Here is a 22,786-nt window from a genome sequence, read left to right on the forward strand (position 1 = left end):
AGGCCCTGACCCCATGACCTTCCAGCCCCGCGGTTTCGATTTCCTCAAGGACGTGGACGTTCGACTGACCGTCGAACTCGGCCGCACTTCGATGAAGCTCAAGGACGTGCTCGGCCTGACCGAGGAGTCCGTCGTCATGCTCGATCGCCTGACCGACGAGCTGCTCGACGTCATGGTCAACGGCAAGCTGATCGCGCGCGGTGAAGTGGTCGCACAAGGTGACCGCTTCGGCCTCAGGATCGTCGAACTTGCCGGCAGCGAGCCCGAAGAAGCGCCTGCAGCCCCGGCGAAAAAAGCCGCCAAGGGGGACGCTGCCTGATGTTCTGGTACGTCCTCAAGCTGCTCGTGCTGCTGCCGCTGATTGGCGGCCTTGCCTGGGCCAGCCTCAAGTTTGCCAAGCGCATGGAAGGCCGCTTCATGGCGGGCAGTGCGCCCAAGTCCGTGCGCATTGTCGAAACGCAGATGCTCAGCCCCACGCTGCGGCTTGCCGTGCTCGAATTCCATGGCCGCGAGATCCTCGTTTCTGCAGGCAAGAACGGTCTCGTCCGCCTCGCCGAAGCCCCCGCGCGGCCCAAGGTGGAAGCGGAGGACGTGCAGTGAAGCGCCTCCTTGCATCCCTTGCGACGACGCTGATATTGCTGCCGCACTACGCCATGGCGCAGGCGGCTGTCGGCCCTGCCCAGGCCCAGCAGCCCGCCGCGATCTCCGGCGCGCTTGACCGCGCCTTCGGCCAGATGGCCGGCGCGCAGAGCGGCGGCTCGCTGTCGCTGTCACTGCAGCTCCTGCTCATCATGGGGCTGCTGACGATCCTGCCGTCGCTGATCCTGATGATGACCAGCTTCACCCGCGTGCTGGTAGTGCTGTCGATCCTGCGTCAGGCGATGGGGCTGCAGCAATCGCCGCCCAATCAGGTGCTGATCGGCCTGTCGCTGTTCCTCTCGCTGTTCATCATGGGCCCGACGCTCGACAAGGTGAACGCCAACGCCATCCAGCCTTACTCCAGCGGCCAGATCGGCGCAGAGCAGGCGTTCGTGGCCGGCGGGCGTGAGTTTCACGCCTTCATGATCCGCCAGACCCGTGAGACCGATTTGCGCATGTTCTCGGAAATGGCGCGGGCGCCCAAGTTCGCCACGCCGGCCGACGTGCCCTACTCGATCCTGCTCCCGGCATACGTTACGAGCGAGCTCAAGACAGCTTTCCAGATCGGGTTCATGCTGTTCCTCCCCTTTCTGGTGATCGACCTCGTGGTCTCCTCGGTGCTGATGAGCCTGGGCATGATGATGATGAGCCCGACGATCGTCTCGCTGCCGTTCAAGCTGCTGCTGTTCGTCCTCGTCGATGGCTGGGCGCTGCTGATGGGCAGCCTTGCGGCAAGCTTCGGGTAGGCGGCGATGGAAGACACCGCCTCCCTCCTTGCACTGGCTGACCGCATGCTGTGGATCACGGCGCTGGTTGCCGCGCCGATCCTCATCGCCTCGCTCGCCGTCGGCCTCGTCGTCGGTGTGATCCAGGCGGCAACCTCGGTCAACGAACAGACGCTGACTTTCGTGCCGAAGCTTGCGGTCACTGCGCTGGTGCTGGTGCTGTTCGGATCGGCGATGCTCGGCCTTGTCGGAGATTTCACCAAGGAAATCTTCGACCAGATCGCCATGACTGGAAAAGGCTGACCCGTGCTGCAGCTGAACTTCGGCTTTGGCGCGCTCGAGGCGGACTTCTGGCGCTGGCTGTTCGTGATGACGCGCATTGCCGCTGCCATGTTCGCCGCGCCGCTGTTCGGCACCGGCACCGTGCCTTATCAGATCCGCATCGTCGCCTCGGGCGCGATCGCGATGCTGGTGTGCGGGTGGACCCCGGTTGAAGCGCCGACCGCGCTGCTGTCGATCAACGGCCTGCTCAGCGCTGCCAACGAAGTCCTGATCGGCCTTGCGATGGGTTTTGCCCTGCAACTTTCCTTTGCCGCGCCGACGCTTGCCGCCGAAGTGATCGGGGGCGGCATGGGCATGTCGATCGCCACGACGGCAGACCCGGTCAGCGGTGCGCACTCCCCGGCGATGGGGCAGTACTTCGCCGTCGTGCTGACCGTCATCTTCCTCGGCACCGGCGCGCACCTCAACTGGATCGCGCTGCTGGTTGACAGCTACCGCACCTTCCCGCCGGGCACATCGTGGCTGGCGGCAAACCGGATCGACCTGATCGGCCAATTCGCGACGCAGATGTTCGTGACCGCCCTCCTTATCGCCCTGCCGGTCACGCTGATCCTGCTGCTGGTGCAGGTCACGACGGGCATCATCAGCCGCTCCGCCCCCAGCCTCAACCTGTTCTCGCTGGGCCTGCCGGCTGGCGTTCTCGCTGGCCTTGCCGCGATGATCGCCGCCGCCCCGATGCTGACCGACGTGATGGTCGACATCTCCGCCACCGCCGTCGCCAATGCCGGCGCGCTGGTCCTGAAGTAGGAGGCAGGCGTGGCCGAGCAGGAAGGCGAAAAGACCTTTGCCCCGACAGAGAAGCGCAAGAAGGACGCCGCCAAGAACGGCGATGTCTTGCGCTCGAAGGACCTGGCCACTGCTGTTGGCGTGCTGGTCGGCGCAGTCTGGTTGAAGTTTGCCGGGCCGTGGGTGATGGACGCCCTGCAGGATACGCTGCGCGCCTCGTTCACGCTGGATCGCGCGGCGATCGAGGACTTCGCCCCGGCCAAGCTGCTGACGGGCGCCATGGTTGCCGTCCTGCCTCCGGTTTTCCTGCTCGGCCTGATGGTGCTGGCAGCCTCTGTCTTTTCACAGATCGGCCTGTCCGATGGACGCTGGATCCCGTCGAACCTTGCGCCCAAGGCTTCGCGCATCAATCCGCTGTCGGGCCTGAAGCGCATGTTCGGCCCGCAAGGCTGGATCGAACTGGCCAAGGGGCTCGCCAAGCTGGGCCTGCTCGGGGCGATTGCCTGGTCCTGGGCATCGGGCCGAATCGCCGGGATGGTGGGTCTCGGCCAAGGTGACATCCACGGACAGCTCGTCACCGCGTGGGATACGATCACTTCGCTTGCGTTCGCGCTTGCGTCGGGGCTGATCGTGATCGCCCTGCTCGACTTCCCGATCCAGTGGGTCCGCCGTTTCCTGCGCCTGCGCATGACGCTTCAGGAGGTGAAGGACGAGCACAAGGAAGCCGAAGGCTCACCCGAAAAGAAAGCCGCCATCCGCAACAAGCAGCGCCAGCTGGCGATGGGCGCGATGCAGCAGGCGATGCAGAAGGCGCAGTTCGTCATCACCAACCCGACGCATTTCTCGGTCGCCATGGTCTACGATCCCGACCTGGCCCCGCGCCGGTCGTGCTGGCCAAGGGACGCGGCGAAAAGGCGCTGGCGATGCGCGAACTGGCAGCAGAACTCGGCGTTCCGACGCTCGAACTCCCGCCGCTTGCCCGCTCGGTCTACTTCACCACGCGCGAGAACCAGATGATCCGCGAGGATCTTTACGCCGCCGTCGCCTCGGTCCTCGCCTTCGTGCTGTCGCTCGGCCGGGGCGACCATATGCCCCTGCCGAACATCGACTTGCCGATCCACATGCGGTTCGACGCAGATGGGCGCCCCGAAGCGGTAATCGACCTTAAGACCGCCTCTGTGCGGCCGTCCTAAAGACCATGGCAACGACCACATCCTCCACGGCATCCACGTCTGCCACTGCGCAGATCGTCTCGGCGCTCGGCGCAGGTAGCGGCATCAACACCGCACAGCTTGCCGAACAGCTCGCCGCTGCCCAGTTCGCCACCCGCATCGACCAGCTCTCGGCCAAGACCGAAAAGCTCGACGCACAGATCTCCAGTGCGTCGAACCTCAAGTCCCTTATCAGCACGCTCGCGTCATCGATCGGCACGCTGATCCGCACCGGCGATCTGGCGGTAAAGCCGTCGATCTCGAATACGAGCGTCGCGACGGTCAGTAAGGGCACGTTGAGTGGCAGTGGCTCCTACAGCCTCGAGGTCACGTCACTGGCTAACGCGCAGAAGCTGGTCATGCCGGCCTACGCTTCCTCGACCTCGACGGTTGGCGAAGGCACGCTGACGCTGCGGTTTGGCACGGTGGCGAGCGGCGCGTTCACGGCGGATGCCACGCAGGCGGCGGTCGATATCACCGTACCAGCCGGAGCCACGCTGGCCGACGTGGCAACCGCCATCAATGCTGCGGGCACCGGCGTTTCGGCCTACGTCGCGAACGGGTCTGCAGGTGCGCAGCTGGTTCTCAAGGGCAAGGAAGGGGCAAACAGCGGCTTCATCCTTGAAGCCAGCCCGGCTGTCGGCGGAGAAGCGCTTGCCGACCTCGCCTGGGCACCAGCCACCAACACCACGCAGCTCAAATCCACCGCCACCGACGCGGCCTACATGCTCGATGGCGTAGCCTACTCGGGCACCAGCAACACCATCAACGACGTGCTGCCCGGCCTCAACCTCAAGCTCACGGCAACGAATGTCGGCAACCCGGCCACGATCACGTTTAGCGATCCGTCGACCGGCATTGCCACGGCGATGACCGACCTCACAGACGCGCTCAACGAGGTCGCCAAGCAGCTCAACGCGGCCATGAACAAGGACACTGGCGAGCTCAACAACGATCCCGGTGCCCGGGCGCTGCGCACTGCACTGACCGGGCTCGCCGGACAGAAGATCATGCTCAACGCAGCATCCGGCGCCCCGTCGACTCTGGCAGATCTTGGCCTGAAGACCGAACGTGACGGCACGTTCAGCCTCGACACTGCTCGGCTGAACCAGACACTCAAGACCTCGCCGCAAGAGGCAGGCGCGATGTGGACCACCGGCATCTTCGGCGTCTTTGCCACGATCGACAAGATCGCCCGCAACGCCAATTCGACCACCGGCATCTCGCTCGGCAGTTCCGTCACCAAGAACACGGCCTTGCAGAAAACCCTCGCTGACCGCTCGGCCTCGCTGGCCGAAAAGCAGGAAGCGCTGCGCCAGCAGCTCGTCACCCGGTTTGCCGCGATGGACACCAGGGTCAGCGGCTCGCAATCCACCCTCTCATTCCTGAAGGCGCAGATCGACGCCTGGAACGCATCGGGCAAGAACTGACATGCTGCATCACCGGAAAGACCCGACCGAAGCCTATCGCCGCGTCGATTTCGACGCCCGTGTTCGCGGCGCCGATTCGCGTCAGCTGGTCGACCTGTGCCTCGAGCAGGTCATCGGTTCGGTCGGTCGCGCCGTTCATGCACAGGAACGTGGCGACAACGCCGCCAAGAGCGCCGCGCTCACCCGTGCGATCTCGGCTCTCACCGCGCTGCAGATGGGCGTGGACCTCGCCAACCCGACGGCAGGCGCACTGGTCCAGCTGTATCAATCGGCCCGCAATGCGATCCTCGATTGCGTGACGCGGTTCGATGCGCGCACGCTGCAGGCCATTCGCCAGGATTTCACCGAAATCCGCGAGGCCATGCTGCGCAGCATTCCGGCCTGATCCGCGCTTCCCTGCCAACGCAAACAGGATAAGGCCCGGAACCTTGACGGTTCCGGGCCTTCCTCACCTGCGCGGACGGGGACGGACCGCGCAGGATCTCCAGGACCTTGTTCCTAGCCGATGTTGCAGGCTGCGATCAGCGCCTCGCCCAACCCATCGAGATCAAGCTCGCTTTCCACCGCGCCGGCATCGATGGCGGCAGCCGGCGCTTCGGCAACCAGGGCCGACTGACGCGCCTGGGCAAAAGTCTTGCACCCGTTATCGCGCATCAGCTTCAGGCCCTTGGCGCCATCGGCACCCATGCCGGTCAGGATCGCGCCTGCCGCCGGGACCGAACCGCGCGCGATCGAACCGTAAAGGAGATTGGCCGACGGTCGCATGCCATCCACGGGATCACGATCGATCAGGCGCAACTTTGCCGGAGTGCCCGGCTCGATCACCACATGACGCTCGGGGTCATAGGCAATGTGGATGGTGCCCTGCGCCAGGGGCGTGCCGTCCTTGGCCGCCTTGACGCTGCACTTCAGTTCGCCGTCCATGCGCTTGATGAACGTCTCGACAATGCCGGGCTCGGCGTTGAGGGCTATCACCGTGGGCGGGCACTTTTCGGGGAAGTAGGACAGCAGCTGGGTCAGGGCATCGATCCCGCCCATCGAAGCCGACAGCGCAAGCAGGTGTCCGTTCCATTCGAAGTGTGCTTCGACCTGCTTGTGTTCGCGCGGCGCCTTGCGGTCCTTCACGTTGCTGTTTGCCGCTGCCAGCACGATCTTGCCGAGCTTGCCCACGGTCTTGCTGAACTGTTCGGGCGTTGCCTTGAGCGGCTTGGGAAAGCACTCGACCGCACCCAGCTCGTACGCCTTCAGCGACGTTTCCGTCCCAGCCTGTGTCAGGCTTGAAAGCATGACCACCGGCAAGGGGTTGGAGCCCATGATCTCTTCCAGGAACTCGATGCCGCTCATACCGGGCATTTCGACGTCCAGCGTCACGACGTTGGGACGCAGCTCCTTGATCTGTTCACGCGCCTCGGCCGCATTTGCTGCCGCGCCGATCACAGTCACGTTCTTGGACTGATCCAGGATGTCGGAAAACAGAGCCCGCATGGCTGCGGAATCATCGACTACGAGAACACGGGCTTCGTGCATTTCAAGGGAAACCTTCCAAGGCGTTGTTTCGCCTCGGTTCGTTCTACGCGCGAAGCACCAGCAATTTCTGTTCCGGCACTTACGTATCTCACCGTAGGCCCGGCGAAAGCCGGCCTTTTCCCTCGTGCTCTATTCCGGAAGACCAGTCGCCGCGTCGGGTCTCCCCGGATCGGCCCAACCGAGCCGGAGGAAGAGCATCTCCATGACATCGATCACCCTGCCAGAGCGCTGCGACCGCGCCGCCGCCGAAGCCTTGTTGCCCGAAATGCTGGCGGCGCTTGGATCGGGTCCGCTCGAGATCGATGCGCGCGAATGTCGGCAGGTCGGGCAAGCGATGCTGCAACTGCTGGTGAGCGCCCGCCAGACCGGCGATGGGGCAGTGATTCTCCCCTCGAATGCCCTGACCGAGGCCGCCGCACTGACGGGGCTTTCTGATGAACTGTTCTCGGGAGTGCTGGCATGACCGCCGAGGAAATCCAGGCGATCTTCTTCGCCGAATGCGAAGAGTCGCTGGCTGCGGCCGAACAGGGTCTCGCCGCTTGCCGCGAAGGAACGCAAGACAGCGATACCGTCAACGCCGTTTTCCGTGGCGTCCATTCGATCAAGGGCGGTGCCGGGGCATTCGGCTACGTGGCGCTGCAGGGTTTCACCCATACCTTCGAAACGCTGCTGTCGGATGTGCGCGACGGCACCGTGCCGATTACCGGCCCGCTCACCGACCTGCTCCTGCGCGCGCTCGATACGCTGAGCGATCATGTGACTGCTGCGCGCGACGGAACCGAGCCGCCCGAGGACGGCGCGCTCCAGGCCGAACTTACCGCAGCAATGGCAGCCAACGCCGGTGCCGCGCCCGCCGCCCCGGCCATCACGCCGACACCAGCCGCGCAGCCCGCGCCGGCAGAGGTCGTCGCGCCGGTTGCAGCAGAAGCATCCAGCGACGAAGGCGACGATTTCGACTTCGATCTTGATGCCCTGCTTGACGACATCTCGGGCGAAATCACGCCAGATTCTGCGCCTGCCGCCGATGCCGAGGTGACGGAAGCGCGCTGGCACATGCGGCTGCGCCCCCACAGCGGTGCGATGCGCAATGGCAGCGAGCCGCTGCTGATGCTGCGCGAAATGGCGGATATGGGCGGCAAGTGCGAGCTTTGCGACGTGTCCGCGGTCCCGCCGCTCGATTCGTTCGATCCCGGCTGCGGCTATCTTGGCTGGGCATTCAGCTTCCCCTCCGGCGTTGCCGAAGCCAGTGTCCGCGACATCTTCGATTTCGTGGGCGATGATTGCTCGCTGGCCTTCGGAGCCGACGCAGACATGCCGCCGGTGCGCAAGACCGATGCCGCACCGCCGACGCCTGCAGCGCCCCAGGCTGCCCCGCCCGTCGCCGTTCAGACAGCGGCGCCCGCCCCCGCCGCGGACGCCCCCATCGCGGTCGAGGAGGCCACGACAGCGCGCGTCGCTGCGTCCGGCGGTTCCGCCCCGCCCGCGCCCCCTGCGCCGGGTCAGTCCATCCGCATCGAGCTCGGAAAGCTCGACAAGCTTATCGATGCTGTCGGCGAACTCGTGATCGCGCAGGCCATGATGGCGCAGCGTCTTGCCGGACAGGGCCTCGCCGTTGCCGAGGAAATGGCGATGATCGAGGGCCTCACCCGCGACATTCAGGAATCGGCCATGTCGATCCGCGCGCAACCGATCGGCTCGGTCTTCAGCCGCGTGCCGCGCATCCTGCGTGAACTGTCGTCCACCACCGGCAAGCATGTCCGCCTCGAAGTTTCGGGCGAAAGCACCGAGCTCGACAAGACCGTGATCGAGCGCCTGGGCGAACCGTTGACCCACCTCATCCGCAATGCCGTGGACCATGGCATCGAACCGGCCGACGAGCGCATTGCTGCAGGAAAATCCGCCGAAGGCACGCTGACCCTCTCGGCCGAGCACCGCTCGGGCCGGATTCTCATCCGCATCGGCGATGACGGTAAGGGCATCGATCGCGAGCGCGTCTTTGCCAAGGCCGTCGAGAAGGGTCTGATCGCGCCCGATGCCATCCTGTCCAAGGAAGAAATCGACCTGCTGATCTTCGCCCCCGGCTTCTCCACCGCCCAGCAGGTCTCGAACATTTCGGGCCGAGGGGTGGGGATGGACGTGGTCCGCCAGAATGTGAAGGATCTGGGCGGGCGCATCACCATCGATTCCGAACCGGGCAAGGGCACGACTTTTACCCTGACCCTGCCGCTCACCCTCGCCATCTCGGACGGTATGGTCGTCAATGTAGGCGACCAGACGCTGGTCGTGCCGCTCGCCAACGTGGTCGAGAGCCTGCGTCCCGAGCCGCACGAAGTGCAGGGCCTTGGCGCCAGCCGCAGCATGATCAATGTGCGCGGCAGGTTCATTCCCGTCATCTCGCTGGCCCATTCGGTCGGCGCGGCACAAGCTGTAAGCGACCCGCGTGAGGCCGTGCTGATCGTGGTCGAAACCGAAGGCGCAGGCCGTGCCGCGCTGATGGTCGATGCCATCTGCGATCAGCGCCAGGTCGTGATCAAGAGCCTCGACACGCATTACCGCTCTGTCGAAGGCGTCGCCGGCGCTACCATCCTCGGCGATGGACGGGTCGCCCTGATCATCGACGTCGACGGGCTGGTCTCGCGCAGCCTTTCGTCGGCCTCCTCCGCAGCCATGGCTGAAGCCGCATGAGCCTGATGGATGCCTTGGACGCGAGCATGCCCGGGGTCAGCCCCGGGGTGTTCGACGAGGCCGATTTCCGCGCGATCTCCGAGATTGCCCATGCGGAAGCAGGCATCGTGCTGCCGTCGGGCAAGGCCATGCTGGTCTATTCCCGCCTGGCGCCGCTGGTGCGCGATTCGGGATGCGTCACGTTTGGTGCCTATGTCCTGCGCATCCGCGAGGACCTTGCCGAACGGCAGAAGGCCATCTGCGCGCTGACCACGAACCACACCTTCTTCTATCGCGAGGCACATCACTTCGAGCATTTCGCCAGCGATGTCCGGCCCGAATATATCGATCGCCTGCAGCGTGGCGGCAAGGTCCGCCTGTGGTCTGCAGGCTGTTCGAGCGGGGAGGAAACCTGGTCGCTGCTGATGACCCTGCTGGGCGAAGACGCCGGGGCTGGCCATGCCATTGCCCGGCGGGATCTGCGGCTGCTCGCCAGCGACATTGCCAGCCACGCGCTCGCCAAGGCCCGCGCCGCTACCTACCGCGCCGAAGATCTCAAGCCGGTTCCCGAAGCCCTCCGCCGCGCCTGGACGCGCACGGCGGGCGATGAATGCACGATCGACCCGGCTGTGCAGCAGATCGCGCGCTTCCGGTCGCTGAACCTGCTTGGTGACTGGCCGATGCAGGGGCAGTTCGACACGATCTTCTGCCGCAACGTGATGATCTATTTCGACGGACCGACCAAGGAACGCCTGGTCGCCCGTTTCGCCGAGAAGCTCGCGCCCGGCGGCTGGCTGTACATCGGCCATTCCGAGCGGGTCACCGGCCCCGCTCTCGACCAACTCTCCACCATGGGACCAACCATCTACCGCAAGAGGGCTGCATGACCATTCGCGTCGTCATCGTCGAGGATTCGCCCACCATGCGCGCAATCCTGATGAACCGGCTTGGCAAGGAGCCCGACATCGAAGTCGTCGCGGCCGCCGCAAATGCCGCCGAGGGCCGCCAGATGATCCGCGAACTGGACCCGGACGTGGTCACGCTGGACATCGAGATGCCCGGCATGAACGGCCTCGATTTCCTCGCCAAGATCATGGAACTGCGCCCGACCCCGGTGATCATCGTGTCCGGCTCGACGCAGGAAGGCAACGAGATGACCGCCCGCGCGCTCGCGCTCGGCGCTGTCGATTGCTATGCCAAGTCGGGTGGCGGGCACGGGCTGGACGATGCCGGCCGTCTTGCCGGCATGATCCGTGAAGCCGCGAAAGTGCAATTCACCGCGCGCGCCCCGCAAACGCGCCGCGTCGCCAGCGAAGCGCGCGGATTGCTGGCAGATCGCCCCGCCCTGATCGCCATCGGTTCGTCGACCGGCGGAGTCGAAGCGCTGCAGACTGTGCTTTCGGGCTTCCCGGCAGACTGCCCGCCCACGCTGATCGTGCAGCACATCAACGCCCGCTTCGCCCCCGCCGTCGCGCGCACCCTTGACCAGTCCTGCCCGCCGCGCATCGTCGTTGCCGAACCCGATACGCCGCTCCGGGATGGCCACGTATATCTCGCCCCCGGCGATGATCGCCACCTCACGCTGGGCGGCACCTCCACCTTGCATTGCAAGCTGCGCGCCGGGGCTCCGGTCTCCGGCCACCTGCCAAGTGTCGACGTCTTGTTCGAATCCGTGGCCAGGACGGTCGGCTCCCGGGCGGTGGGCATCCTGTTGACCGGCATGGGGGCCGACGGAGCTCAGGGCCTGCTCGCCATGGCCCAGAGCGGCGCTCGCACCATTGCCCAGGACGAGGCAACCTGCACCGTGTTCGGCATGCCACGCGCGGCCATCAATCTTGGCGCGGCCCGGGTTGTCGCCCCCTCGGCGCAATCGCGCGCCACGCGTTCAACAAGGCCGCCTGAGATGAGCTTCGAAACCCCCATCCCCGGCGCGCCGCCGCTCGAACGGGTCACCGTGATGCAGGGCCAGGCGCTGGCAAGCGGCAGCCCGTCGATCGAATATTCGACCGTGCTGGGCTCTTGCGTCGCCACCTGTCTTTATGATCCCGAGGCGCGGATCGGCGGCATGAACCACTTCCTGCTTTCGGAGCCACCCGCCAACGCTGCCGGCACCAAGGTCGACGAACACTACGGCGTCTACCTGATGGAGCTTCTGGTCAACGAGATGCTCGCCCGCGGCGCACGCAAGGGCAACCTCAAGGCGCACCTCTATGGCGGCGCCAACGTCAATCGCAACATGATGCGCATCGGCTCGATGAACGCCGATTTCGCCCGCGAATTCCTCCGTCGTGAAGGCATTGCGCTGATGCGTGAGGACCTTGGCGGCACCCAGGCGCGCCGCGTCGATTTCCGCCCGGCATCGGGCCAGGTCCGCCACCGCACGGTGGAAGACCGGTTCGCGCCACCCGTCCAGCCCACCCCGCGCCCGGCACTTGCTCGTGGCGATGTCGAACTGTTCTGATCTTCGAGAAGCGAGTCCCATCCATGAGCAACACCACCCGGATCCTTACCGTAGACGACAGCCCCTCAATGCGGGCGCTCCTCAACCATGCCCTGTCGGGGCACGGTTTCGACGTATCGCAGGCCGAGGACGGCATGGCCGCCCTCGACTGGCTGGCCATGAACGAGGTCGACGTCGTCATTACCGACATCAACATGCCGCGTCTCGATGGCTTCGGCCTGATCGAGCGCCTGCGCGAGGGCAGCCGCCACCGCGATCGTCCGATCCTCGTGCTGACCACCGAAAGCTCGGACGAGAAGAAGGCACGCGCCCGCGCGGCCGGCGCGACTGGCTGGATCGTCAAGCCGTTCGACCCGGAAAAGCTCGTCGCCGCCGTCCGCCGCGTCTCCCACTGAACCCTGCTGGAAGGAACCAGACATGTTGCGTGAACTGATCACCTTCGAGGTTGAAGGCCAGGTTTTCGGCCTCGACATCATGGCCATCCGCGAAATCCGCGCCTGGTCGCCCACCACGCGCCTGCCGCGCGTGCCGCACTATGTCGCAGGCGTCGTGAACCTGCGCGGCACGGTCCTTCCGGTCGTCGATCTCGCCGCCCGCCTCGGCTGGCGCGCCACCGAAGCGACGCCCCGGCACGCGATCATCGTCACCCAGCAGGGCGCGCAGATCTCCGGCTGGATCGTGGATTCGGTCAGCGACATCGTCACCATCGACAGCGAAGCGCTCCAGCCGCCGCCGCCGACGTCGGCGGGTGATACCGTCGTGCCTTTCCTCGAAGGTCTGGCCGCGATCGAAGACCGCATGGTCATGGTCCTGAATCTCGCCGCCCTTTCCGATGGCGCCCAGATCGCCGAAGCAGCCTGACCCAAGGGAGGGCAAGGCCCATGGCACAAGCCACCCATCGCCAGATTGCGGTCGTTCTTGATGAGCTGGCCGAAGAAGTCGAAGCGCTTGGCTCCGCCCTGTGCGACGACATGAGCGTGGCCATCAACCACATGGACAAGCTCCAGGCGATCGACCTTATCGCGCAGAAGCAACGCACGCTGGCTCGGCTCCTGCTCGCTGACCGCCCCGCCGATGCGATAGAACGCATTGCGATCGACGTCCTGCGTGACCGGATGCGCCTTTCGGGCTGATCTCAACCGACAAACGGCTTTGGTCGGCCCGCGCATGTCGTTGGTCGAGCCTGTCGCGTCAGCCCTGCCGAGTTGCGCCATCGGCAGGGCATGAAGTTTCCATCGAAACAAGTTTCGCTGCTTTGCAGTTGTGCCATGCTTGCCTTTGCCCTGCCCGCGCGGGGAGCAGAGGAGGCCCCGGAAACCGCACCCCCGACCGCCCAGACGGTCGGCACCCGCAGCACCTTCACGCCCAAGGACTTCGAACGCTTCGCCCCGCGCAACGCGCTCGACATGCTGCGCCAGGTCCCCGGCTTCACCATCCGCGAAGGCGAGGAAGCGCGAGGCCTCGGCCAGGCCAGCGGCAACGTGCTAGTCAATTCAAAGCGCCTGTCGTCGAAGTCTGACGATATCTGGACCCAGCTTTCGCGCATCCCGGCCTCCACCGTCGAACGCATCGAACTGGTCGATGGCGCGAAGCTCGACATCCCCGGCCTTACCGGGCAAGTCGCCAACGTCATTGCCCGCTCCACCAGCTTTTCCGGCCAGTTCCGCTACAGCCCGGAATACCGCGTGCACTATGCCGATCCGCGCTACACCAATGGCGAAGTCTCGGTATCGGGCCGCCGGGGGCCGGTCGAGTACACCGTCAGCCTGACCAACAACGCCAATCGCGGCGCAGCCGGCGGGCCGACGATCATCACCGACCGCAACGGCGCGGTGATCCAGACGCGCGATGACGTGATCAAGGCCAACCGCGACGATCCCAAGCTCGCCGTGCGCCTGACGATCGACGGTCCCGGCTCGTCCATCGCCAACCTCAACGGCTCGTTCCAGCGCGTGCCCCGCCATTTCACCGAGAATTCGGTGCGTACCAACGCCGATGGCAGCGTGATCGTGCGCGACTTGCTCGACAAATCCTCGGCGCGGAACTGGGAGATCGGCGGCGACTACGAGTTCGCGCTTGGCCCCGGCCGCCTCAAGCTGATCGGCCTCAACCGCGAGGAGCACGAGCCCTACAGCCAGCAGGTCGTGACCATGTTCGACGATGGCTCACCCGCCACGGGCGACCGCTTCGCCCAGACCGGCGACAGCTCCGAGCGCATCGTCCGCGGTGAATATTCGTGGAAGATGTTCGGCGGCGACTGGCAACTGGCCGGAGAAGGCGCGTTCAATTCGCTCCGCAACGTTGCCACCCTCGCCGAACTCAACGGGGCCGGGGAGTTCGTGGAAATTCCCTTCCCCGAAGGCACCGGCGGCGTGAAGGAAGACCGTTACGACGCCAGCCTCTCGTTCAGCCGCCCGCTTTCCAGCACCCTGACCCTGCAAATGATCGTGGGCGCCGAGAAATCAACCCTGATGCAGACCGGCGCAACTGGCCCGGAAGGCAACCTCAGCCGCTCGTTCTTCCGGCCCAAGGGCTCGCTCTCGCTGGGCTGGAAGGCTGCAAAAAGCCTCGATGTCTCGTTCAAGATCAAGCGTTCGGTCGGCCAGCTTTCGTTCTACGACTTCCTTGCCCGCCGCTTCCTCGATGATGGCAATGCCAACAGCGGCAACGCCGATCTCGTGCCGCAGCAGGACTGGTCGGCCGAACTCGAACTCAATCGCACCTTCGGCAAGCTGGGCTCGACCAAGCTGCGCCTCGTCGGCCGCCAGGTGCAGGATTACGTGACCGTCGTCCCGATCGGCACGAACGGCGAATCCATCGGCAACGTCGGATCGGCGCAGGAACGGCAGATCGTCAGCAACACCACGCTGCAGTTCGATCCGCTTGGCTGGAAAGGCGCGCGGCTGGATTTCAACGTCGAACTGACCTTCACGAAGCTGCGTGATCCGTTCGACCCGGCCAACCACATCCCCTACGGCGGCATCACCGACCGCTACTGGGAACTGAACTTCCGCCAGGACTTCCAGGGCACCGACTGGGCGGCCGGCGCCTCCTACGAATACAACCACCAGTCGCTCTACCACCGCCGTTTCGAACGTGGCCGTGCCTATGAAGGGCCGGTGTTTGCCGGGGTCTACATCGAGCACAAGAACGTGTTCGGCCTGACCGTGAAGGCCAGCGCCAACAACCTCCTCAACGGCCGCCAGCGCTGGGACCGCGAGGTCTTCGCCGGCCCCCGCCCCAACTCTCCCATCGCCTTCGTCGAAACCCGCGACCGCCTGATCGGCCCGATCTTCACCCTGACCGTGAAGGGGAGCATCTGATCAGGGGCGCGCAAGCCTCAGGCAAGCTTCCAGTAGGTCGCGTAGCGTTGGTGGGCGATCCTGTAATAGGGCAGCAGCCGGACAGGTGAGCCGTCCGCCGCGGGTAGTTCGAACTCCAGTGGTTTGGCCCCGCCGCGGATCGTTTTTGCCAGATCGAGTGCGTCGCCAGCCAGTTGCGGCACCTTTACCGGTGTATCGTTGTAGGCGCCGTAGAGCCGCTCGTTGACCACGATGTCGCTGCCCTGCGGCACCGGGTCCAGCGCTCCGGCAAGCACCAGCGGCCCGTGCTTGAACGCTACGATGTCGTCCGCCGCTGGCAAAGCCTGGGCAGTCGTTTCCATCTTCAGTTGCAGTGCGATCGTGTCGCCGTTGCGCCAGGTCCTGCGCACCGCGAGGAAGCGTCCGGGTTCATTCGACGTCTCGACTTCCGCCCCGTTTACCAGGACGCGCGCAGTCCGGCTCCACGCGGGATGGCGCAAGTTTACCGTGGCAGCGAATGGCTTTGAGCATTTCCAGCGCAGCAAGGTCTCCGGCTGCTCGGGGAACGCGGTCTCCTGTGCGAGTTCTGCCCCCTTGCCGCGCCAGCGCACCGCAGAGGGGATGAACAGGTTCACCCAGAGCGTGTCAGCATTGTGGAAGTAGATGGAATCTCGGTACTTTACGTGGTTCTCCATGCCGGTGCCGGTGCAGCACCAGAAGGAATCCTCGGGCGTGTGGTACAACTTCATGTAGCCCGGCCGCGCGCCCTGAAAGTACGTCGCCATACCGCTGTCCGGGTCCTGCGAGGCGAGGATGCCGTTGTAGAGCGTGCCCTCGTAGTAATCCGCATACTCGGCCTTCGGCTCGGCCATGAACAGGGCACGCGTGAGCTTGAGCATGTTGTGCTGGCAACAGGTTTCCGACCCCTTTGCGGAAAAGACGTGCGCCGCTCCATCGGCGATGGGGAAGAAATGCTCGTTGTCGCCATGGCCGCCGGTGGCGAAGGCGCGCGGGCCGGTGACGGTCTGCCAGAAGAACTGCGCGGCGCGGTGGTACTCCGGCGCGCCCGTCACCTCGTGAACCCGTTGGAATCCCACGATCTTCGGCACTTGGGTATTGGCGTGCAGCCCGTCGAGGTGATCGCGGCGTTCTGCCAGCGGGCGCAGGATCGCCTTGTGCGAGAAGCGCTCGGCAAGCGTCCGGTATTCCGCCTTGCCGGTCATCGTGAATAGGTCGGCGTAGACCTCGTTCATGCCGCCGTGCTCGGTCTCGAGCATGGCCTCGAACGCTTCATCCGAAAGGTCACGCGTGGCAATCACGCCCCAGTCCGCCAGCCGCAGCAGCACGTCCCTCGCCCGTGCGCTGTCCGCCAGTTCCGCCGCGTCGCGCAGCCCCGCGTAGATCTTGTGCAGCGTGTACCACGGAACCCCGGTGATCTTCTCGCCGCGCAGATGTGCGGCGACCAGCGCGGCGCCCCGGGGAAATGCGCAGACCAGGCCCGAGCCCGATGCCTTCTGGCATTCCGCCAACTCGCTTGCGACGTACTCGATGCGAGTCCGGTACTCGGCCTTGCCGGTGGCGCGCCAGGCGAGTGCGCAGGCGGACAGGTAGTGGCCGAGCGTATGGCCGTGGCAATTGATGTCCTCCCACGTCTGTTCGGATTCCCAGCCGCCATAGACCGGGGCGCGCGGTTCAAGCCCGGCATTCCTGCGGAAATTGTGCAGCATCCGGTCGGGCGAAAGCCGCAGGAGGTAGGCTTCGGTCATGCGCTGGGCATGCAGAAACGGGCTCTCGGCAAGCGTTATGTCAGACATGTCAAAAGGCTGGGCGCGGTCCTTGACCTGCACCGGCGCCGGGGCAGCCCCTGTCGCGAAGGCGCTGACATTGTGCGAGAATAGGGCAAGCGCGCTTGCTCCTTGAAGAAACGAGCGCCGGGTCGCGCCAAGGTCGAGAGCGGTTACGGTCATGCCTGCCACTTGCCACAGTTTGGAATTAGTCAGACTAACTCGCAAGAGCACCCTTGTCACTACCGCGGATAAGCACCCAGCATGCCGCATGTCCTTGACCCTGCGCCTCTCCCCGCGCAAAGCTTCTGTCATGTGGCAGCTTCATCAATTTCCCCTGTGTCCGTTCTCTCGCAAGGTCCGCCTCCTGCTCAGCGAGAAGGGCGTGGCCTATGATCTTGTGCGGGAGAACCCGTGGGAGCGGACCGAGGCGTTCGGGAAGCTGAGCCCTGCCTATCGGACTCCGGCGATCCAGAACCCGAGCGTGGCGTGATTCTCGCCGACAGCCGGGCGATCTGCGAGTATTTCGAGGAGACCGTCGACAAGACGCCGATGATCAACGGCACGGCGGTGAACCGCGCGGAAATCCGCCGTCTGGTGGCGCTTTTCGACGAAAATTTCTATGCTGACGTGACGCTGCCGCTGCTGGAAGAGCGCATGAAGAAGCGCCTCGTCTATCGCAGCCCGCCTGACAGCAAACGCCTGCGCGATTCGATGCGGCTGGCCGATGAGCACTTGTATTATATCGATTATCTGATCGATAACCGACCGTGGCTGGCCGGTTCTACGATGAGCCTGGCCGACCTTGCCGCCGCCGCGCAGATCTCTGTCGCGGACTATCTTGGCGGCATCGACTGGTCGGGGCACGAGCAGGCGCGCGGGTGGTATTCGGTGTTCAAGAGCCGCCCCAGCTTCCGCCCGCTACTGGCCGAACGCATGGACGTGATCCAGCCGCCAAGCCACTATGCGGACGTGAACGCCTGACGAAACCGGGGTGTCCAACTCACCCCAACTCCCCCTAACTCCCCCGCAACTCTCGCGAGCGAAGTGGGGGCAAAATCACAACCCGTGGTAGTCCTTGTACCAGCGCACGAAGTTGGGCACTCCGACCTCGATGCTCGTCGTTGGACGGTAGCCGAGGTCGCCCGAAATCGCGTCGATATCTGCGAAGGACTGGCGGACGTCGCCAGGCTGCATCGGCATGAGATTCATCTCGGCCTTTCGCCCGAGCTGCTCCTCCAGAATCGTGATGACCTTCATCAGGTGCTCGGACTTGTGGTTGCCGATGTTGTAGAGACGGTGGGGCTTTTCGCTGCCCCCGGCCTTGACCGCGCCGTCGTCGGGCGGCGGGTTGTCGAGGCAGGCGATGACGCCGCTGACGATGTCGTCGACGTAAGTGAAATCGCGATACATGTCGCCGTGGTTGAAGACGTTGATCGGCTCACCCGCCAGAATTGCCTTGGTAAACAGCCACATCATCATGTCCGGGCGGCCCCAAGGGCCATAGACGGTGAAGAAGCGCAGGCCGGTCAGCGGCAGGCGATAGAGGTGTGCGTAAGTCTCGCTCATCAGTTCGTCCGCCTTCTTGGTGGCGGCGTAAAGCGAAAGCGGGTGGTCTACCCGGTCGTCTACCGAGAAGGGAAGCTTTGTATTTCCACCATAAACCGATGACGAGCTGGCGTAGACCATGTGCTCTGCCCCACGGTGGCGAGCGACTTCGAGCAGGTTGAGGTGGCCGACGAGGTTGGCCTGCACATAGGCGTGCGGGTTCTCGATCGAATAGCGCACCCCGGCCTGCGCCCCAGGTGGACAACGCGTTCGAACTGCTTGCCTTCCAGCGCGGCGGTGAGGCCCGCATAATCGGCGAAGTCATTGCGGCAGAACGAAAACCTTGATCCGCCCTGCTCCACCAGCCGCGCAAGGCGGGCTTCCTTGAGGCTGACATCGTAGTAGTCGTTGACCACGTCGACGCCGACGACCTCGTCCCCGCGGGCGAGCAGGCGGGTGATGAGCGAGTAGCCGATGAAGCCGGCGGCTCCGGTAACCAGGACGCGCATTGAAATTCCAGTATGTTGTCTTGCCGTCAGCCTAGAGGGCGGCGGTCAGAGTTTCCAGTCGGCCCGTTCGCCAAGCACGCCCTTGAGATCGGCCAGCGTGCCGCCCGGCGCGAGCAGCGCGGCGATGCGGTCCGCCCCGGCGGCGAGGTAGTGCTTGTGCGGCACGGCGAGGAAGACGAGGTCGAAGGTCTGTTCGAAGGCATCGCCTGCCAGTTCGATGCCGTATTCGAGCATGGCCTCGGCATTGTCGGCATGGGGATCGTGGACGGCGACCTTGTGGCCGAGCGCTTCGAGTTCGGCGACGACGTCTGCCACCTTGGAATTGCGCAGGTCGGGCACGTTTTCCTTGAACGTGAGGCCGAGGACGAGAACCGAGCCGGGCTTGCCGCCGCGCTTGGCGTGAAGTTCGCGCGCAACCCACTGCGCCATGCCATCGTTCACGCCGCGTCCGGCCAGAATCACTTGCGGATCGTGGCCAAGAGCCTCGGCGCGGGCCGAGAGGTAATAGGGATCGACGCCGATGCAGTGCCCGCCGACAAGGCCGGGGGTGAAGGGCAGGAAGTTCCACTTGGTGCCGGCGGCGGCGAGCACATCCCACACCGAGAGGTCCATCTTCGAGAAGATCTGAGTGATCTCGTTCATGAAGGCGATGTTGATATCGCGCTGGGCGTTCTCGATGACCTTGGCGGCTTCGGCAGCCTTGATCGAGGCGGCGCGGAACACGCCGCCCGAAGTGATCGCGCCATAGAGATCGGCAACGCGATCGAGGACTTCGGGCGTCTGCCCCGAAACGACCTTGGTGATGCGTTCGATGGTATGTTCACGGTCACCGGGGTTGATGCGTTCGGGACTGTAGCCGAGGAAGAAATCCACCCCGCACTTGAGGCCGGACACTTCCTCGAGAATCGGGCCGCAGATGTCTTCGGTGACGCCGGGATAGACAGTGCTTTCGAACACGACGACAGGCGCGCGGCCTTCCTTCACGGCGGCGGGCAGCATCTTGCCCACGGTGCGCGAGGCGGATTCGACGAGGCGCAGGTCGGGGCGGTTCTGCGCATCGATGGGCGTCGGCACAGTGACGATGTAGAAATCGCTTGGCGGGCAGACCCCGGCATCGCAGGTGAGGCCAAGGCTCGACATCGAGAGCAGCGCAGGTTCGATCTCGCGCGTGCGATCATGTCCTTCGGAGAGTTCCGAAATGCGCTGAACGTCGATATCGAATCCGGTGACGAAGAACTTCTTGGCCAGCGCCACGGCAAGCGGAAGGCCGACGTAGCCGAGGCCGAGCACGGTGACACGGGTGGTTGACGAAACCAGCGGATCGAGACCGCGAACTGGGGCAGGAGCAATTGTCGGGAACTGTACGGTCACAGGCTGTGCGGCCTTTCATGGTTGACGCATCACGCGCCGGATTGCCGCCCTGCTTAAATCGAGGCTCTTATTTCACGGTTAACACTCAGCCGATATTGGAGCGGGCATGACGGAAAAGACCATCCTTGTGGTGTTTGGCACCCGCCCCGAAGCGATCAAGATGTTTCCTGTGGTTCACGCCCTGCAGGCCGATCCGCGCACGCGGGTGGTGACCTGCGTTTCAGCGCAGCATCGCGGGATGCTGGATCAGGTGCTGGAGATTGCCGGGATCGTGCCGGATTTCGACCTTGACCTGATGAAGCCGGATCAGACGCTCGACGGATTGACCGCCGCGCTGCTGACGGAACTTGGCAAGGTGATGGATCAGGTCTCGCCCGACTGGGTGGTGGTTCAGGGCGATACGGCAACCGCGATGGCGGGCGCGCTGGCTGCCTATTACCGCAAGCTGCGGGTGGCGCATGTCGAGGCAGGCCTGCGCAGCCACAATATCTATCACCCCTGGCCCGAGGAGGTGAACCGCAAGATCATCGGCACGATTGCCAGGCTGCACTTTGCGCCGACCGATGTTTCAGCGGCGGCGCTGCGGGCGGAGAATATTGATCCTCAGGCCGTCCATATTACCGGCAATACCGTGATCGATGCGCTGCAGTGGGTGACCGCGAAGATCGAGGCAGAACCTGCGCTCGCGTCCGGGCTGGCTGATATCGAGGCGCGGTTTGCAGGCAAACGCGTGATCGGCGTGACCAGCCATCGCCGCGAGAACTTCGGCGGCGGTCTTGAAAACATTGCCGAGGCGGTGCGGCGGATCGCTGCGCGCGAGGATGTGGCCGTGGTCTTCCCCGTCCATCCCAACCCCAATGTGCGCAAGGTTATGGATGCGGCACTCAATGGCCTGCCCAACGTCGCCATGATCGAGCCGCTGGACTATCCGCACTTCGCCCGGCTGCTGTCGGTGGCGGAGATCATGCTGACCGATTCGGGCGGCGTGCAGGAAGAGGCCCCTGCGCTGGGCAAGCCGGTGCTGGTGATGCGCGAGACGACCGAGCGGCCCGAGGGCGTGACGGCGGGGACCGCAAAGCTGGTCGGCACCGATGTAGACACCATCGTTACCGAAATCTTCACCCTGCTCGACGATAACACTGCCTATTCGGCCATGGCGCGCGCGCACAACCCGTTCGGGGATGGGCAATCGGCGCGCCGTATCGTGGAGTTGCTGGCGAATGATGGGTGATGTGAAGCCGGACGTCTGTGTTGTCGGCCTCGGCTATATCGGACTTCCAACCGCTGCCATCATAGCGCGCGCTGGCTGCAAGGTGCTCGGCCTCGACGTGTCGCAGCACGTGGTCGACACGATCAATCGCGGCGAGATCCATATCGAGGAAGTGGACCTCGATGGCCTGGTTCATGGCGTGGTGCAGCGCGGATTGCTGCGGGCTTCGACCGAAATTGCGGCCTCTGACGTCTTCGTGATCGCCGTGCCGACGCCTTTTGCCAAGGACGGGCACCATACGCCTGACATTTCCTATGTGCTGGCGGCGGCGACGCAGGTGGCGGCAGTGCTCAAGGCCGGGGACACGGTGATCCTCGAATCGACCTCGCCCGTCGGCACGACCGAGCAGATGCGCGATCTGATGGCGGGACTGCGGCCTGATCTCAAATTTCCGGGCAAGACTAAGGAGACGCCCGACGTTTCCATCGCCTATTGCCCCGAGCGCGTGCTGCCGGGGCGCATTCTGGAAGAGCTGACCAACAACGACCGCTCGATCGGCGGCATCACCCCGCGTTGCGCGCGCAAGGCGCTGGCGTTCTACAAGCGCTTCGTGCGCGGCACCTGCGTGACGACCGATGCGCGCTCAGCCGAAATGACCAAGCTGGTCGAGAACGCCTATCGCGACGTGAACATCGCCTTTGCCAACGAGCTGTCGATGGTGGCGGACCGGATGGGGCTGGACGTGTGGGAAGTGATCCGCCTTGCCAACCGTCACCCGCGCGTGAACATTCTCCAGCCCGGACCAGGCGTGGGCGGGCACTGCATCGCGGTGGACCCGTGGTTCATCGTGGCGGGCGCTCCTGACGAGACGCCGCTGATCCGCACGGCGCGCAATGTGAACGATGGCAAGATGCACCATGTCGTGGCGAAGGCGGCGGAACTGGTCGAGGCGCATCCGGGGGTGAAGGTTGCGTGCCTCGGCCTGGCGTTCAAGGCCAACATCGACGATTTCCGCGAGAGCCCGGCGCGCTATGTCGCGGCGAGCCTGGCGCGCAAGTTCGGTTCGCGGATCAATGTGGTGGAGCCCTATGCGGGTGCGTTGCCGCGCGAGTTCGAAGGGACCGGCGCGGTGCAGATCGACCTCGACACGGCGCTGGAAGAGTGCGGCGTGCTGATCGTGCTGGTGGACCACGACGTGTTCAAGGTGGTGCCGCTGGCCGAGCGTTCGGGCAAGGTTGTGTACGACACGCGCGGGATCTGGCCGGATCAGCCGGGGGTTGATGTGGCGGCGGCTGGGTTGCGGTTGGCGAGTTGAGCTTGCGACTGATCACATCGTC

Annotated in this window: 21 protein-coding genes and 3 pseudogenes; 20 read left to right on the forward strand and 4 right to left on the reverse strand. The window is 64.8% G+C overall.

Annotated elements, in window-relative coordinates; all coding sequences use genetic code 11:
- The first annotated feature begins 13 nt into the window (after window positions 1-13).
- The 9 genes and pseudogenes from fliN (at window position 14) to fliS (ending at window position 5,458) form a co-directional block, all read left to right on the forward strand.
- A complete protein-coding gene (fliN, locus tag C7W88_RS02640; protein WP_118072391.1) occupies window positions 14-319 on the forward strand; it encodes a flagellar motor switch protein FliN in 306 nt (101 codons plus the stop codon).
- Window positions 319-600, forward strand: coding sequence for a flagellar biosynthetic protein FliO (locus C7W88_RS02645; protein WP_118072392.1), 282 nt, complete (start codon window positions 319-321; stop codon window positions 598-600). The genes fliN and C7W88_RS02645 overlap by 1 nt, the downstream gene beginning before the upstream one ends.
- Before the next feature lie 53 nt (window positions 601-653).
- Window positions 654-1,385 carry a flagellar type III secretion system pore protein FliP gene (gene fliP, locus C7W88_RS02650; protein WP_118074532.1) on the forward strand — a complete coding sequence of 244 codons (732 nt, stop codon included), beginning with the start codon at window positions 654-656 and terminating at the stop codon, window positions 1,383-1,385.
- A 6-nt stretch (window positions 1,386-1,391) separates the two neighbouring features.
- Window positions 1,392-1,667 carry a flagellar biosynthetic protein FliQ gene (locus C7W88_RS02655; RefSeq protein WP_039336195.1) on the forward strand — a complete coding sequence of 92 codons (276 nt, stop codon included), beginning with the start codon at window positions 1,392-1,394 and terminating at the stop codon, window positions 1,665-1,667.
- 3 nt (window positions 1,668-1,670) lie between these two features.
- Window positions 1,671-2,453: a flagellar biosynthetic protein FliR gene (gene fliR / locus C7W88_RS02660; protein WP_118072393.1), complete on the forward strand. Its 783-nt coding sequence runs from the start codon at window positions 1,671-1,673 to the stop codon at window positions 2,451-2,453.
- Window positions 2,454-2,462: 9 nt separating this feature from the next.
- A pseudogene (locus C7W88_RS02665) lies at window positions 2,463-3,436 on the forward strand (flagellar biosynthesis protein FlhB); the annotation flags it as partial.
- Window positions 3,437-3,445: 9 nt separating this feature from the next.
- Complete coding sequence (locus C7W88_RS24595; protein WP_370073246.1) at window positions 3,446-3,625, forward strand: hypothetical protein; 180 nt, start codon at window positions 3,446-3,448, stop codon at window positions 3,623-3,625.
- Window positions 3,626-3,630: 5 nt separating this feature from the next.
- The gene (gene fliD, locus C7W88_RS02670; RefSeq protein ID WP_118072394.1) at window positions 3,631-5,073 is read left to right on the forward strand and encodes a flagellar filament capping protein FliD; all 1,443 of its coding nucleotides are present in this window, start codon (window positions 3,631-3,633) and stop codon (window positions 5,071-5,073) included.
- Window position 5,074: 1 nt separating this feature from the next.
- Entirely contained in the window at window positions 5,075-5,458 is a 384-nt protein-coding gene (fliS, locus tag C7W88_RS02675) for a flagellar export chaperone FliS (protein ID WP_062345866.1), read from the forward strand.
- A gap of 113 nt (window positions 5,459-5,571) precedes the next feature.
- Here fliS and C7W88_RS02680 read toward each other — a convergent pair whose 3' ends face one another.
- On the reverse strand, window positions 5,572-6,600 hold the full coding sequence (locus C7W88_RS02680) for a chemotaxis protein CheB (protein WP_118072395.1): 1,029 nt from the start codon (window positions 6,598-6,600) through the stop codon (window positions 5,572-5,574).
- 202 nt (window positions 6,601-6,802) lie between these two features.
- Here C7W88_RS02680 and C7W88_RS02685 point away from each other — a divergent pair, with 202 nt between their 5' ends.
- From C7W88_RS02685 to C7W88_RS02720, 8 genes are all read left to right on the forward strand, one after another.
- The gene (locus C7W88_RS02685) at window positions 6,803-7,063 is read left to right on the forward strand and encodes an STAS domain-containing protein (protein ID WP_118072396.1); all 261 of its coding nucleotides are present in this window, start codon (window positions 6,803-6,805) and stop codon (window positions 7,061-7,063) included.
- Window positions 7,060-9,285: a chemotaxis protein CheA gene (locus C7W88_RS02690; protein ID WP_118072397.1), complete on the forward strand. Its 2,226-nt coding sequence runs from the start codon at window positions 7,060-7,062 to the stop codon at window positions 9,283-9,285. Before C7W88_RS02685 ends, C7W88_RS02690 begins: the two co-directional genes overlap by 4 nt.
- Window positions 9,286-9,311: 26 nt before the next feature.
- Window positions 9,312-10,151, forward strand: coding sequence for a protein-glutamate O-methyltransferase CheR (locus tag C7W88_RS02695; RefSeq protein WP_240344782.1), 840 nt, complete (start codon window positions 9,312-9,314; stop codon window positions 10,149-10,151).
- Window positions 10,148-11,725, forward strand: a complete 1,578-nt coding sequence (cheB, locus tag C7W88_RS23365; RefSeq protein ID WP_162895875.1) for a chemotaxis-specific protein-glutamate methyltransferase CheB — start codon at window positions 10,148-10,150, stop codon at window positions 11,723-11,725. The genes C7W88_RS02695 and cheB overlap by 4 nt, the downstream gene beginning before the upstream one ends.
- Before the next feature lie 23 nt (window positions 11,726-11,748).
- Entirely contained in the window at window positions 11,749-12,120 is a 372-nt protein-coding gene (locus tag C7W88_RS02705; RefSeq protein WP_082013426.1) for a response regulator, read from the forward strand.
- 22 nt (window positions 12,121-12,142) lie between these two features.
- Entirely contained in the window at window positions 12,143-12,586 is a 444-nt protein-coding gene (locus tag C7W88_RS02710) for a chemotaxis protein CheW (protein ID WP_118072399.1), read from the forward strand.
- A 20-nt stretch (window positions 12,587-12,606) separates the two neighbouring features.
- A complete protein-coding gene (locus tag C7W88_RS02715; protein WP_039336211.1) occupies window positions 12,607-12,858 on the forward strand; it encodes a hypothetical protein in 252 nt (83 codons plus the stop codon).
- Window positions 12,859-12,993: 135 nt separating this feature from the next.
- On the forward strand, window positions 12,994-15,048 hold the full coding sequence (locus C7W88_RS02720; protein WP_240344783.1) for a TonB-dependent receptor plug domain-containing protein: 2,055 nt from the start codon (window positions 12,994-12,996) through the stop codon (window positions 15,046-15,048).
- A gap of 17 nt (window positions 15,049-15,065) precedes the next feature.
- Here C7W88_RS02720 and C7W88_RS02725 read toward each other — a convergent pair whose 3' ends face one another.
- Entirely contained in the window at window positions 15,066-16,994 is a 1,929-nt protein-coding gene (locus tag C7W88_RS02725; protein WP_118072401.1) for a beta-L-arabinofuranosidase domain-containing protein, read from the reverse strand.
- A gap of 130 nt (window positions 16,995-17,124) precedes the next feature.
- Between C7W88_RS02725 and C7W88_RS02730 the strand changes: the two are divergent.
- Window positions 17,125-17,795 (forward strand): annotated as a pseudogene (locus C7W88_RS02730) (glutathione S-transferase family protein).
- 75 nt (window positions 17,796-17,870) lie between these two features.
- Here C7W88_RS02730 and C7W88_RS02735 read toward each other — a convergent pair.
- Both C7W88_RS02735 and C7W88_RS02740 read right to left on the reverse strand, forming a co-directional pair.
- Window positions 17,871-18,868: pseudogene (locus C7W88_RS02735) on the reverse strand (GDP-mannose 4,6-dehydratase).
- A gap of 45 nt (window positions 18,869-18,913) precedes the next feature.
- A complete protein-coding gene (locus C7W88_RS02740; protein WP_240344784.1) occupies window positions 18,914-20,239 on the reverse strand; it encodes a nucleotide sugar dehydrogenase in 1,326 nt (441 codons plus the stop codon).
- Window positions 20,240-20,345: 106 nt separating this feature from the next.
- On the opposite strand from C7W88_RS02740, the gene wecB reads away from it, so the two are divergent.
- Complete coding sequence (gene wecB / locus C7W88_RS02745; RefSeq protein ID WP_118072402.1) at window positions 20,346-21,470, forward strand: non-hydrolyzing UDP-N-acetylglucosamine 2-epimerase; 1,125 nt, start codon at window positions 20,346-20,348, stop codon at window positions 21,468-21,470.
- Entirely contained in the window at window positions 21,460-22,764 is a 1,305-nt protein-coding gene (wecC, locus tag C7W88_RS02750) for a UDP-N-acetyl-D-mannosamine dehydrogenase (RefSeq protein WP_118072403.1), read from the forward strand. The genes wecB and wecC overlap by 11 nt, the downstream gene beginning before the upstream one ends.
- Window positions 22,765-22,786 lie beyond the last annotated feature (22 nt).

This window comes from Novosphingobium sp. THN1 (assembly GCF_003454795.1).
GTDB lineage: Bacteria > Pseudomonadota > Alphaproteobacteria > Sphingomonadales > Sphingomonadaceae > Novosphingobium.